Raw genomic sequence first — 14,361 nt, 5'->3', positions numbered from 1 at the left:
AAATTTTAGGACAAAAATAATAAAAATACTTTCACCTGCTTCTTTAATTTGCTTTATTAAAAATTATAAGGTATTTACTTGATAACTAAGTAGATTTTGCTTTTTTAGAAAAAATGCGTATATTTGCAGAGGATTTACAGGAAAAAATGAAAAGGCTTCGGAAGAAAGCCTTTTTTCGTACTGGTAAATCAAGATAATTAATGTATGGAGTTTAGAAAAAGAATTGAAGAATTATTAAACGAATTCCTTGATACCAGAGAGGATTTGTTTCTTGTTGATCTTAAGATTTCTGCAGGAGATGATATCACAGTAATCTTGGATGGTGATAATGGGGTGACTCTTCAGGACTGCCTTGATGCAAGCCGTGCCATAGAGTTTAATATGGATCGTGAAGAGCATGACTTCAGCCTTCAGGTGATGTCTGCAGGATTGAGTGAGCCTCTATCGGCTCCCAGACAGTTTAAGAAAAATTTTGGAAGAGAAATTGAAGTTTTACTAAATGATTCTACCAAAATTGAAGGAGAATTGGTAAAAGTGGATGATGAAAAAATCACACTTGTTTTACGCTACCGAAAACCGAAAGAGGTCGGAAAAGGAAAAGTGGATGTGGAGGAGGAAAAAGAAATTCCTTACTCTGAGATAAAAAAGGCGTTAGTAGTAATTAAATTTTAAAAGAAAAAAGAATAGATGGATAATATAGCGTTGATTGAATCCTTTGGTGATTTTAAAGACGAAAAGGGGATCAGTAAGATCGATCTTATGGCGATTATTGAAGATTCACTGAAGACTCTTTTGAGAAAAAGATTTGATTCAGATGATCATTTTGATGTCATTGTAAACCCTGATAAAGGAGATTTTCAGATATTTTTAAATAAAACGATTGTAGAGGACGAGATGTCTGAAGATGATGATCTGGAAATCGAACTTTCTGAAGCAAAGAAAATTGATCCTACTTTTGAAGTAGGGGAAGATTTTACAATGGAAATTCCTGTTGCCCAATTGGGAAGAAGAAATATCCTTACTTTAAAGCAAATCCTGGCTACAAAACTTCAGGAGCATAATAATGCAATGCTTTATGAGCAGTTCAGGGACAAAATCGGGGAAATTGTTATTGGAGAGATTCATCACATCCGTCACAAACATGTGATCCTGTTGGATGATGAAGAGAATGAATTTATTTTACCAAAAGAAAACCAGATCCCGTCCGATTTCTTTAAAAAAGGCGAAAATATCAGAGCTATTGTTGAAACAGTAGATTTTAAAGGTTCAAAACCGCAAATTATTATTTCCAGAACTGCACCTAAATTCCTAGAGAAATTATTAGAGCTGGAAATTCCTGAAATCCAGGACGGAACCATTATGCTTAAAAAAGTAGTGAGAATTCCTGGCGAAAAGGCGAAGATCGCAGTAGATGCTTACGATGACAGAATAGATCCTGTAGGAGCCTGTGTGGGGGTGAAGGGATCCAGAATTCATGGAGTAGTAAGAGAGTTGAGAAATGAAAACATCGATGTTATTCAGTGGTCTAAAAACCCTGAAATTTTGGTTAAGAGAGCTTTAGGAAATGTAACCATTAATAAAATTGATATCAACGAGGATTCAAACTATGCTTTAGTTTATACACCGGTTGAAGAGATTTCCAAAGTAATCGGAAAACAAGGTCAGAATATCAGACTGGCTTCTTGGTTGACAGGATATGAAATTGATGTATATAGAGAAGCTAGCGAAGATGACGACGTTGATTTGAGAGAATTTAATGATGATATCGAGCAGTGGATTTTGGATGAATTTAAGAAAGTAGGTCTTACTACTGCGAAATCAGTACTGGATAAGGATACTGAAAGTCTTTTAAATATGGTAGACCTTGAAGAGGAAACCATCGAAGATGTAAAGCGTATTCTAAAAGAAGAATTTGAAGATTAAGATTTTAATAAATTTTAATAAACAGTAAAAAAGAAATACTTTAATTTTAAGAATTAAAAAAAATAGTAAATAATATAGATGCCAAAAATAAGATTAAATAAAGCGGTTAAGGAATTCAACATTTCGATGTCTAGATTGGTAGAGTTTTTACAGTCCAAGGATTTCGAGGTTGAAAATAATCCTAACGCTCAATTAGAAGAAGCGGCATATTCTGCATTGGAGGCTGAGTTTGCCAAAGACGGTGAACAAAGAAAGGCTTCCCATGAGGTGGTGATCACGAAAGTTCCGGAAGAAAAACTGGAAATTGAGGAAAAGAAAACCCCTGAAGTAATAAGAGCTAAAGCAAACAAACCAGAAACTAAGATTTTAGGTAAGATTGATCTTGAACCTAAAGCCCCTGAAGTTGAAGAGGTGCCTGTTGCACCAACACCAGTACCAGAGCCTGTCGTGGCTAAGGTTGAAGAGAAGAAAGAAGAAGTTGTGGCTGAACCGGAAGTTAAAGCTGCTCCTGAAAAGCAGGAATTCAAAGTTCTGGATAAAATTGACCTGTCCCAAATAGAATCTAGAAATAGACCTGTAAAAAAAGATAAACCCAAAATGGAGGAGAAAAAAGAAGAGGAAAAACCGGCAGAACCTGTGAAAGAAACTCCAAAACAGCCAGAGCCTGCTGCTGAAAAGAAGGCAGAGCCTCAAAAACCAGCTGAGCCTGAATCTCAGGAACCTCAGAAAATAGAAACTGTTTATCAAAAGCTTGATGGTCCTAAGATCGTAGGTGAAAAGATAGACTTAACGCAATTTGCACCAAAACCTGGTTCAGGCGCTAAAAAGAAAAGAAAGAGAATTGAAAAACCAGGAGGTCCGAACCAACCAGGTCAAGGGAATAATCAAAACTCTGGAAATAATAACAATAACCAAGGAGGTCAAAACCGTCCGCAAGGCCAGGGAGGCCCGGGAGGAAACCGTCCACCAGGACAAGGAGGCCCAGGAGGAAACCGTCCGCCAGGACAGGGAGGTCCGGGAGGAAACCGTTTTGGAAACAATCAGGGAAATCGTCCACCAGGTCAAGGAGGAGGATTCAAGAAAGGCCCGGGTGGAAACAATAACAACAACAGACCGGGGCAAAGAACGATGCCTGTTGAGCTTACTGACGAGCAGGTTAAAAACCAGATTAAGGAAACCCTTGAAAAGCTTACCAACAAAGGAGGTAAGTCTAAATCTGCAAAACACAGAAAAGACAAGAGAACCTACCGTAGAGAACAGGACGAACGTCAGCAAGAGATTGACGCTCAGGACAGAACATTAAAAGTAACTGAATTCATCACAGTAGGTGAACTGGCTAGTTTGATGAATGTTTCTCCTACAGAAGTTATTTCTGCTTGTTTCTCACTGGGAGTAATGGTAACAATGAACCAAAGACTGGAAGCTGATACCTTATTATTGGTTGCCGATGAATTTGGTTTTAAAATTGAATTCTCAGATGCTGATTTGGAAGAAGTTGATTCTGAAGAAGATATGGATACTGAAGAGGATCTATCCTTTAGAGCACCAATTGTAACGGTAATGGGTCACGTTGACCACGGTAAAACGTCTCTACTTGACTACATCAGAAAAACGAATGTTATTGCTGGTGAGTCAGGAGGTATTACACAGCACATTGGAGCATACAACGTAAAATTAGAAAACGGACAGAGAATTACATTCTTAGATACACCGGGTCACGAAGCGTTTACCGCGATGAGAGCCAGAGGTGCTCAGATCACCGATATTGCAATTATTGTGATTGCAGCGGATGATGATGTAATGCCACAAACGAGAGAAGCAATTTCTCACGCACAGGCAGCAGGAGTGCCAATGATCATTGCATTGAACAAAGTGGACAGACCAAGTGCAAATCCTGATAATATCCGTCAGCAGCTTTCTGGAATGAACATCTTAGTTGAAGAATGGGGTGGGAATGTTCAGGCACAGGAGATTTCTGCGAAGTTTGGTAACAATATGGACGTTCTATTGGAGAAGGTATTACTTCAGGCAGAAATGCTTGATCTGAAAGCTAATCCGGATAGAGCTGCTCAAGGGGTTGTTATTGAAGCTTCATTAGATAAAGGTAGAGGATATGTTGCTACAATGTTAGTACAGACCGGTACCTTAAAGGTTGGTGATTACGTAGTCGCTGGTAAAAACCACGGTAAAGTAAAAGCAATGCTTGATGAAAGAGGAAGAAACCTTAAAGAAGCTGGTCCGTCAATTCCTGTTACCATCTTAGGTTTAGATGGAGCACCAACAGCTGGTGATAAATTTAAGGTATACGCAGACGAAAGTGAAGCTAAAACCATTGCTAATAAGAGAGAACAACTACAGAGAGAACTTTCGATAAGAACTAAGAAGCATACTACGCTTGAAGAACTTGGAAGAAGAATCGCATTAGGCGAGTTTAAGGAATTGAACATTATCCTTAAAGGTGACGTGGATGGTTCCGTAGAAGCATTATCGGATCAGTTACAAAGACTATCTACTGCAGAGATCAATGTGAATATCCTTCATAAAGGAGTTGGACAGATTACCGAATCTGATGTTAACTTAGCTACAGCTTCTGATGCGATTATCATCGGATTTAACGTAAGAGCTGGTGCTAATGCTAAAGAATTAGCTGATAGAGAAGAAATTGAGATCAGAACATACTCCGTAATTTATGCTGCTATTGATGAGGTGAAAGAAGCCATGGAAGGTATGCTTTCTCCTGAAATCAAAGAACAGGTGATGGGTAATGTTGAGATCAGAGAAGTATTCAAAATCTCTAAAGTTGGAACAATCGCAGGATGTATGGTTCTTTCAGGAAAAGTAACGAGAAGCTCGAAAGTAAGAGTACTGAGAGATGGTATCGTGAAATTTGACGGGGAACTGGAAAGCTTGAAGCGTTTCAAAGATGACGTAAGAGAAGTAACCAAAGGTTATGAATGTGGTCTGAACTTGAAAGGTTACAACGATATTGAAATCGGAGATATTCTTGAAGTTTACGAACAAGTAGCGGTTAAGAAGAAATTGAAATAATAGTTTTTAAACTATTGATATAGGAAAGCCACTTTGTAAAAAGTGGCTTTTTTTATTACTATGTGTTTGTGTAATTTATTTTTATTCCTCTAAATATTTAAGATATTGATAATTTATAGCTTATAATTTTGTCAAATGCTTTGTTTTATATGTTAAGTAAATGTGAAGTCTTAAGGCAAATGTATTTAATCAATATACTTTTAGTGTATTTTGGCTTACGACATCCTTATATAAGAAAAGATCAATTTGGATATCCGAAAAAGGGATGTTAAGAAAAAAGACTACGGCTTTAGAGCGTTATTCAATGTAAATAATAAAGCTGCCTGTTAAAAGAAAGTAATCTAAGAATTATGAAATATAATTTACAAAAAAAAAGGAAAAAAATATCTTCTAGTTTAAATATTTGATAATCATAATTTTAAATTAATATTTTTTAAATTATAGATATTTAAATTTAATTTATATTGGTTCTAAATAATATTTTGCGTATTAGCGATAATTTGTTAAAAAAAATGACATGTATGAAAAAAAAATATTTATACAAATAATGCTGGATATTATCTTTTAATCTGAGTTATTTCACAGAATGGTTAAAAACAATATATCAATAAAAGGGCATGTTTACATCGCTGTAGTATTTGTGAGTGTTAATATTTATTAACATATTTGCCAATTAAAATATATTAAAATTTGTTAATATGAATGTTAAACTACGTGTATTGAGTGCTGGAGCATTGTTCTTTTTGGGACAGGTTGCTTTTGCACAAACGACGAAAAAAGACACTGCTACTACAGAAATTGACGAAGTAGTAATGGTTGGATTCGGACAGAAGAGAACTGTTAAGGAATTAACCGGATCTGTTGGAACGATGAAGAGTGACGCAATAAAGGATGTTCCTGTAGCGTCAGTTGATAAAATGCTTCAAGGTAGGGTTTCCGGTGTTCAAACGGGAAATGCTTCTGGGCAGCCTGGAGGTTTTGCGTCAGTTCGTGTAAGAGGGATTGCTTCTGTGAATGGTGGTGTTAATCCTATTTATGTAGTAGATGGTATTAGAGTGCAGAGTGGAGATTTAACGTCAGGAGCTACAACTGGAAATATCTTAGCTAACCTTAACAGTGATGATATTGAAAGCGTAACTGTACTTAAAGATGCTTCTTCTACAGCAGTTTATGGAGCAGATGCAGGTGCTGGTGTAATTGTTATTACAACAAAATCGGGTAAAAAAGGTAAACCAAAGATTTCATTAAATTTTGAATCGGGAACAAATTCTCGTGCCATTGAAGGAATGAAAGGTTTGAATACAGAGCAATACAGATATCTATTATCTCATGCCTTTGCAAATTCAGATGGTGTTACTCCTGAGCAAGTATATGCTGACATGGTAGCTGGTGAATATGGAGCTACACCGAAGCAAATTTTCACCACAGGAAACAATACAAACTGGAGAGATGTAACCAGTAGAAGTGGATATCAAAACTCGGTAAACGCGTCAATTAGTGGTGGAAATGATAAAATTACATATTATAACTCTGCTAACTACTTCCTTCAGGAGAGTGAATTGAAGGGTTCTGATTTTAAACGTTTAGGTTTCACAACAAAAGTTGATTATAAGGCTACAGATAAATTTAAGCTTGGAACCGATATCCAACTTTCATACAGTAGAATTAATACCTTACCAAATGGAGGGGGATTTGCAAACCCTATATTATTTGAATTATTTGCAAGACCAACTGATCCAGGTTATAATGCAGATGGAACTTACTATTTAGGAAATAGTGGAAGGTTAAGTAATAACTTATTTAACTCTGGTTATGTACAAGATAATAACTATTTCAGAGCTTCTACTGCTAGAGTTTTTGGAAATGTATATGGAGAATATCAGATCTTAAAGAATTTATCATACAAAATAGTTTTCGGAGCTGAATTAAACAATATTGAGAACGATACTTATTACAACCCTATTCATGGGGATGGATATCAGGTAAATGGTAGAAAAACTGAATCTACATCAAGATATTTTAACTGGAACTTACAGAACATTGTTAATTATAACTTTAAATTAGGTGACAAAAATAGATTCAATATTTCTGCTATTCAGGAAGCTTACCAAAGAAACTATAGATTTGTTGCAGGACAAGGGGTAAATGTTGGATCTCCAAACCTTGAAACATTAAGTAATTTTATTAAGCCTATTTATGCACAAGGAGATAGATCTACAAGCTCCAGAAATGGTTATGCTGCAGTATTGAACTACGACTACGATAAACTAATCCTTATTGATGCTTCAGTAAGAAGAGATGCGTTGTCAAATTTTGTACCTGGTCAGAAATGGGGAACCTTCTATTCATTTGGTGCAGGAGTTGATTTAGCAAGACTTCAATTTGTAAAAGAATGGGACAAGATCTCTCAATTTAAATTTAGAGGATCTTATGGTAAAGTAGGTAATACAATTTCAAGTATCCCATATTCTCTGTATCAGTATACAGGTAACTATAATGACGCCCCTGCTGGTGCTCCAAGATTTGTTTATAACCCAGATCTAAGATGGGAAACTGTAAAGCCTTTGAGTTTCGGTCTTGATATGGGCTTCTTTAAAAACAGATTGACGGTTACTGCAGAATACTATAACAAAAAGACTGAAGACTTAGTATTCAGTGTTCCTTTACAATTATCTCAGGGATTACCTGCAGAAACCAGCCCAACATACCCATACAAGGATATTAACGTAGGATCATTGGTAAATAAAGGATTTGAATTTACTGTTAACTATGATGTGTTCAGAAAAGAAGATTTCAGCCTTAGCATTGGAGGTAATATAAGTACCCTGAAAAATGAAATTACATCATTATATGGTGGACAGGATGTGATTACAGGTTCTACTATTCTTAGAGAAGGTGAAGGAATCGGTACTTTCTTTCTTAGAAAATGGGCAGGTGTAGATCCTACAAATGGAGATCCTCTATGGTATAAAAATGGGATGGATGGAGAAACTACCAATAAATATGCGGATGCAGCACTTGCTGTACAAGGAAGATCTTATTCAAACGTATTTGGAGGGGTAAACCTTAACATAGCTTACAAAAACTTTACTTTGTCTGCTTTAGGAACATTTGGATTCGGTGGAAAAGTTCTAAACGATTGGGGATCATATACTCAGTCTGACGGTCAGTATACATATTCTTATCCTGGTTCAACAGATGCCCTTGATTTTTGGACGCCTTCAAATCCTAATGCTGCTAATCCAAAGCCAATATATGGAAATGCTACTAACTCGAACAGATCTTCAACAAGATTTTTAGCTAAGACAGACTACTTAAGATTAAGCAATGTCCGAGTTGGATATAAATTTGATGCTAAGATGCTAAGAGGTACAGGTCTTCAAGGGTTCGAGGTATATGCTCAAGGAAATAACATCTTGACACACCGTTATGACAAGAATCTTAAGTTTGACCCTGAAAACAATTTAAATGCAACTAACAACCTTAACTTGCCAGTTCAAAAGACTTACTCATTAGGGTTTAATATTCAATTTTAATTAGTAAAAAATGAAAAAATATATTTTAAAATATGGAATGTTAGCAGTGTTATCGACTGCAACATTAACATCATGTAGTAATGACTTCATAGAAACTGAGTTCTTTCAGCAGGTTCAACAGGGGCCATTAAATACGATTGAAGAAATGGATGCTTTTGTGAAGGGGCAATACCTTTCAATGAGAAATGCAGCTTATTATGGATGTGATTTCCTGATGATAGGAGAAGCAAGAAGTAACAATATGTATTCTGATTTTGCTAATGGTGCAGGTTATTACCAAACAGTTGCTTCATATTCTATGACTGCAAACGATCAATATGCGACTAATCCATACATGGAAATGTATAAAGTTATTGCAAAGGCGAATATTGTGATAAACAATGTGCCTTCAGGACCATTAACTTGGAAAGCATCTCAGGATCCAACGGCAATTCAAACAAGAGCTAACTTCTTAAAAGGTCAGTCTTATGCTTCCAGAGCTTTAGCTTTATTCGATCTATTGAGAATGTTTGGACAGGAATATGCTGGAGGCACTACAGGAGTAGTGGTTCCTACAGTTTATGACCCCGAAGCTAAACAGGCACGTTCTACAGTTGCTGAAACAAGAGCGCAGATTGAAGCAGATTTTGATAAGGCACTTTCTCTGATGGGAGCTGCAAGTTCTGCTGCTACTACAAACAGAACAGAAATGAATGTATATACAGTAAAAGCATTAATGTCTAGATATTACTTATACAAAGGAGACTTTGCAAGAGTTAGAACTTTAGTTGCTGAAATTGTAGCAGGTAACAAATATTCTGTAATTCCTGCAGCTGATTTTTCTGCTAGTTTCTCAAAACCTAACTCTGCAGTTAACTCAATTTTTGAAATTGCAGTAGGATCTACTAATGATCTAGGTACAACATCTATTTCTAATAAGTTAAACCTTGCTCCAAACGGATATGGAAATATGAAGGTTCTTCCTGCTCTAAGACTTTCTTATATTGCAGATGATGTTAGAGGTTCTGTTATTTCTTCTGCAAACGTTCTGAACGGGAAATATGTAAACGGTTTTGACAATATCCATATTTTGAGATACGAAGAAGTATTATTAAATGGTGCAGAAGCTGAACTTAATGGAGGTTCTGCTGCAACAGCATTAACATATTATAACTTGATCCAGTCTAAACGTGGAAAAGCTACTGGAGCTTTAGCACCAGCAGCAGCAGTTACTCTAGATATGGTAGCAACAGAAAGACAGAAAGAACTTGTTGGAGAAGGATTTGGATACTGGGATCTTCTAAGAAGAAATCAGCCAGTAATTCAAAGAAGCTCTAGTGGTGCAGCTGGTACTATCAGAAATGTAGGGAATCAATTATTAACATTTCCTATCCCTAGAACAGAAATAAATGTTCCTGGTACTCCGGTGACTCCTAACCCTGGGTTTGGTGCTTAATAATGAATTAAATAATAGAAAAGCCGCTGTAAAGCGGCTTTTTTAATCTTAATATGAAAAAAATACTTTTTATTACCGGAGTGCTTTTAGCACAGAGTCTTTTTTCTCAAAATAGTGATATATTAAATGTTGTTACTACTCCAGACGGTTTCTATAGCAAGCCCGGAAGAGTTACTAAGGAAGATCGCAGAATTGATGGTTCCCCATATGTTAATGGTGATAAATTTGAGAAAGTAATTATAAAAGATTACAGTAAAAATGTTCAGGATCTTCGATATAATGCTTACCGTGATGAAATGGAATTCAAGCTAGGAGACGAATTGTATAACGCCAATAAAACAGAAGGACTTAAAGTTCAGTTTCTATCACTAAAAAAAACATATGAATCGGTTACCTATTCTTATGATGGTAAAACTAAGTCCGGATATCTGGTACTGCTTGTAGACAAACCTAAATTTTCCTTATACAAAAGAGAAAAAATGGAACTAATGGGAGGGACCAGAAGCAATAATGGCTTTACAAAAGACGCTAACGATTATTATGAAAGAGATAAAGATTTGTATTTGATAGCTAAGGACAAAAAATTCTTGAAATTCCCTAAAAACACATCAGAAGCATCAGAAGTATTTTCAATTGACAAAAAAGAGCTGGAAAGCTTTGTGAAATCTAATAAAATCAATTTCAACAAGGAACCAGATATGATAAAACTGGTAGAATTTATAAACAAGTAAACGCCATATATTATCCCCTGCTTTTTGCAGGGGTTTTTATTTCCTTTTATTTCTTATTTTTGCTGTACAAAAATGAACAATGCAATCTTTTAGATGCCCTGTCATTTTTGAACAATATAAATAAAAGCATGAAGTACATCCTCTTTATTATCATCTTCTTCGGTTTTGTCTCGAAGGCTCAGGTCGTTAATAAAACAGACATTAAAAATCCACAGAAAGAAGAAGATACCCTGGTCATAGACTCTGGTAAGAAAGATTCTCTGAAAATTTTTAAACCTACGATCAATGATTATTTGTATCAGACCCAGTTTTCTGAAAAGAAGATTTTTGATACGGTGATGACTTTTGATAAGACCAACATCTTTTCACAATACAATAACACCGACAATTTCGGGAGAGCCCAGGTGGCCAATATAGGAGCAGGATTCAATCCATTGGTTTATGAGGTGAATCCGGAACAAAATCTGTCCTTACTGCCTTCCAATAAAGCCTACATGATCATTGGTGCTGATGATGTAAAATACTATGACGTAAAAACCCCTACTGCCACTTTTATCTATCATACAGCGATGAAGAATGGGGCTGCATTGAAATCTACCTACACACAGAATATCGGCAAGCGGTTCAACTTTGCCCTTGAATATATGGGACTCCGTTCTCAGGGATTTTATAGAAATTCCTTAGCTTCAAATAACAATACTTTATTTTCGGGACATTATGTTTCCAAAAGTGGAAACTATGAACTCTTTACCCATTACCTTCATCAGAATGTAAACAACCAGGAAAGTGGAGGAATTACAGAAGATGATCTTTTCCAGAGCGGTGACAGTAATTATAAAAACAGACAGAATGCTCAGGTTAATCTGGCTTCGTCAAGCTCTCAGTATTCCTACAGAAGATATTATCTTACCCACCAGTTTACCCCATTCAATGCAGAAAAATTTCCTTTCAGCATCAGACATACCCTTTCACATCAGGGAAACAAATATTTTTATAATCAGAGTTCAGTAGAATCTTACTGGTATGATAACGTTTCAGAATTGACGAACGGTTTCCCACTGACCACAAAAAAATATTCAGATAATTTCAGTAATATCGTAAGTCTTGTTTTTAATAATGAAAAATTCAAGCTTGATGGAGGAGTACGTTATCAGATGTTAAAATTTGGAGTGAGAGATATTGCTACGGTTAATGGAGTCACTCTTCCAGCTGAACTAAAAGAAAACAGAATTGGAGCCGTTGGAAATCTTCAGGTAAAACTTTGGGATAAATTCCAGCTGAAATCTTTCCTTGAATTTTCAAATGGAAGCCAGTTCGGAAGCTATCTTAGAACGGCAAACAATATTAAATTTGAACCTATAAAAGATTATTTTGTGAATGCGAAAGTTAACTTCCAGAGTGCTTATCCATCATTTAATTACCTTTTAAATACTTCCGTTTACAACAAATACAATTACTATCTTGAAGATGCCAAAAATCAGACAATAACAGAGATCGGAGGAAGTGTTAATCTGAAATGGTTCAAGACAGAAATTTTCGCCAATTATTTCAGAATAGATAACTACACTTATTTCAATGCAGACGGAGCGCCACAACAGAGCAGCAGTTCGCTGAATATTTCTCAGATCGGAGGTGATGCTACATTCAGCTTCGGGAAATTCCACCTTAATACAAGACTTCATTTCCAGAATGCACTGACGAATAAAGAACTCCTTCCCATGCCAAGTTTCATCGGAAGAGCCAATTTCTTCTTCCAAAGCATGGCCTTTAAAAACGCTGCAGAAGTTCAGATGGGCGTAAAGATCTATTATTTTTCGAAATTTGCATCAAGAGATTATTTCCCTATTTTGAACGAGTATATACTTCCTAACGCAGATTCATTCTCTATCGGAGGACAGCCTATCGCCGATCTTTATATCAATATGAAGGTTAAAAAAATGTTCTTCTATGTAGAAGGCCAACAGATAGGAACTGTGATTTCCAACAACAAAGCATACGCATTTCCACATTATCCGGTGTACGATTTCAGATTAAACATTGGAATTGTGTGGTATTTGTTCAACTAAAAGCCAAACAAAGTTGAAAACAATAAATAAAATATCATTTAACGATATAGAAAGCATTCCTCAATTGGTAAAAGATTTTTTGAACCAAAAAATTGAGGGCTTTGAAAACAATACCTTTTCTTTAGATCACTTTAAAGATCAGATCCATCTCAAACAAAATTCTTTTGCATCAGAGCAAAGAGAAATCTTATCTGATGTACTGGAAAAACAGTTGTCAGATATTACCCTTTCATCGAAGCAGAAGGAGAATCTTGAAAACCTGAAACAGCCGAATACATTCACCATTACTACCGGACATCAGCTGAACCTTTTCTCGGGCCCTGTTTTCTTTGTCTATAAAATTTTACAGACGATTAAAACCTGCTCATATCTAAAGGAAAATTTTCCGGATTTTAACTTTGTTCCCGTGTACTGGATGGCTTCGGAAGATCATGATTTTGCAGAGATTAATCATTTTAAGACTGAAAATAATTATTATGAGATCAATGAAAAGTCAGGAGGTGCTGTAGGTAGAATCGAGATCAGTGATACCTTCTTTATTTCAGAATTTGAAAAAGAATTTAAAGATTCCGTATTCGGGACAGAGCTCATCCTCATGATGAAAGAAGCTTACAAGGTAGGAAATACATTAACGGATGCTATTAAAACGCTTGTTAACCGCCTTTTCTCTGAATTCGGACTGGTAATTGTAGATGGTGACTCTAAAGAACTTAAAAAGCAAATTAAAGACATCTTCAAAGACGAATTATTAAATTTCAGCTTACAGAAGAATGCTAAAGATAAAGTAGATTTCCTTACAGAGAAGTATGGGAAAGTACAGGTCAATCCTCGTGACATCAATCTTTTCTATCTTTCCGAAACGCGGGATAGAATAGATTTTGACGGTGAAAAATATATTGTAGTAGATACACATAAAAAATTCACCAGGACAGAAATCCTTCAGGAGTTGGAAAGCTACCCGGAAAGATTCAGTCCGAACGCATTAATGCGTCCTGTTTACCAGGAAAAAGTACTTCCCAACCTTGCCTATATTGGTGGAAATGCCGAAATTATGTACTGGCTGGAACTGAAAGATTATTTTACCACAGTCCAAATTCCTTTTCCTGTTTTGATCCCAAGGAATTCAATGCTTTTCATTAAAGAAAAAACAGTGGGAAAAATTGAAAAACTAGATCTGAATATAGAAGACTTCTTCGGAAGTTTTACGGCCATTACCAATCAGAAAATTTTAAAAGACAGTACCGTATTATCCTTGCTTGAAGAAAAAGAAATGCTTCTGGAAAAAGGGTTCTCTGAATTGAAAGCGATAGCAGCAACTACAGAGCATTCTTTCGGAAATATGGTAAAGGCAGAAGAAGTAAGACAGCTGAAATCATTTAAGAGAATGAAAAAGCGTTTGCTTCATGCAGAAAAAATAAAACAGAGCGAGCTGCTCGAAAGGCTTGAGAATCTGTTTTTAGATGTTCATCCTTCAAAAACCTGGCAGGAACGCGTGTATAACTTCAGTGTGTTCTTTTCAGACTATGGCTATTCATGGCTTGAAAATTGTTGGGAAGAAATGGTCGTTCAAGAATCCAAATTAATAATTGTTGCCATTTAATTTTAAAGAAGTATTTTTGTAA

At 35.9% G+C, this 14,361-nt stretch carries 8 protein-coding genes; all 8 read left to right on the top strand.

What is annotated here, in order from left to right; genetic code table 11:
- Window positions 1-204: 204 nt before the first annotated feature.
- The 8 genes from rimP (at window position 205) to bshC (ending at window position 14,339) form a co-directional block, all read left to right on the top strand.
- Window positions 205-672 (top strand): ribosome assembly cofactor RimP, encoded by a 468-nt coding sequence (rimP, locus tag EG346_RS04345; RefSeq protein ID WP_073330269.1) that lies wholly within the window; start codon window positions 205-207, stop codon window positions 670-672.
- 15 nt (window positions 673-687) lie between these two features.
- A complete protein-coding gene (gene nusA / locus EG346_RS04340; protein ID WP_073330266.1) occupies window positions 688-1,923 on the top strand; it encodes a transcription termination factor NusA in 1,236 nt (411 codons plus the stop codon).
- Window positions 1,924-2,001: 78 nt separating this feature from the next.
- Entirely contained in the window at window positions 2,002-4,971 is a 2,970-nt protein-coding gene (gene infB, locus EG346_RS04335) for a translation initiation factor IF-2 (RefSeq protein ID WP_123877101.1), read from the top strand.
- Between the two features lie 698 nt (window positions 4,972-5,669).
- Complete coding sequence (locus tag EG346_RS04330; RefSeq protein ID WP_123877100.1) at window positions 5,670-8,507, top strand: SusC/RagA family TonB-linked outer membrane protein; 2,838 nt, start codon at window positions 5,670-5,672, stop codon at window positions 8,505-8,507.
- Window positions 8,508-8,517: 10 nt separating this feature from the next.
- Window positions 8,518-9,942 carry a RagB/SusD family nutrient uptake outer membrane protein gene (locus EG346_RS04325; RefSeq protein WP_123877099.1) on the top strand — a complete coding sequence of 475 codons (1,425 nt, stop codon included), beginning with the start codon at window positions 8,518-8,520 and terminating at the stop codon, window positions 9,940-9,942.
- Between the two features lie 53 nt (window positions 9,943-9,995).
- Window positions 9,996-10,673 (top strand): hypothetical protein, encoded by a 678-nt coding sequence (locus EG346_RS04320; RefSeq protein WP_123877098.1) that lies wholly within the window; start codon window positions 9,996-9,998, stop codon window positions 10,671-10,673.
- A 128-nt stretch (window positions 10,674-10,801) separates the two neighbouring features.
- Window positions 10,802-12,739 (top strand): putative porin, encoded by a 1,938-nt coding sequence (locus tag EG346_RS04315; protein WP_123877097.1) that lies wholly within the window; start codon window positions 10,802-10,804, stop codon window positions 12,737-12,739.
- Window positions 12,740-12,752: 13 nt separating this feature from the next.
- Window positions 12,753-14,339 carry a bacillithiol biosynthesis cysteine-adding enzyme BshC gene (bshC, locus tag EG346_RS04310; RefSeq protein ID WP_123877096.1) on the top strand — a complete coding sequence of 529 codons (1,587 nt, stop codon included), beginning with the start codon at window positions 12,753-12,755 and terminating at the stop codon, window positions 14,337-14,339.
- Window positions 14,340-14,361 lie beyond the last annotated feature (22 nt).

Origin of the sequence: Chryseobacterium carnipullorum (assembly GCF_003815695.1) — a bacterium.
Lineage (GTDB): Bacteria > Bacteroidota > Bacteroidia > Flavobacteriales > Weeksellaceae > Chryseobacterium > Chryseobacterium carnipullorum.
This window is presented reverse-complemented; position numbering and strand designations above follow the sequence as displayed.

Bases quoted from the DNA above. Each gene is read 5' to 3' on its own strand.
- EG346_RS04315 (WP_123877097.1), top strand. From the start codon at position 10,802: ATGAAGTACATCCTCTTTATTATCATCTTCTTCGGTTTTGTCTCGAAG.
- rimP (WP_073330269.1), top strand. From the start codon at position 205: ATGGAGTTTAGAAAAAGAATTGAAGAATTATTAAACGAATTCCTTGAT.
- EG346_RS04320 (WP_123877098.1), top strand. From the start codon at position 9,996: ATGAAAAAAATACTTTTTATTACCGGAGTGCTTTTAGCACAGAGTCTT.
- infB (WP_123877101.1), top strand. From the start codon at position 2,002: ATGCCAAAAATAAGATTAAATAAAGCGGTTAAGGAATTCAACATTTCG.
- EG346_RS04325 (WP_123877099.1), top strand. From the start codon at position 8,518: ATGAAAAAATATATTTTAAAATATGGAATGTTAGCAGTGTTATCGACT.
- nusA (WP_073330266.1), top strand. From the start codon at position 688: ATGGATAATATAGCGTTGATTGAATCCTTTGGTGATTTTAAAGACGAA.
- EG346_RS04330 (WP_123877100.1), top strand. From the start codon at position 5,670: ATGAATGTTAAACTACGTGTATTGAGTGCTGGAGCATTGTTCTTTTTG.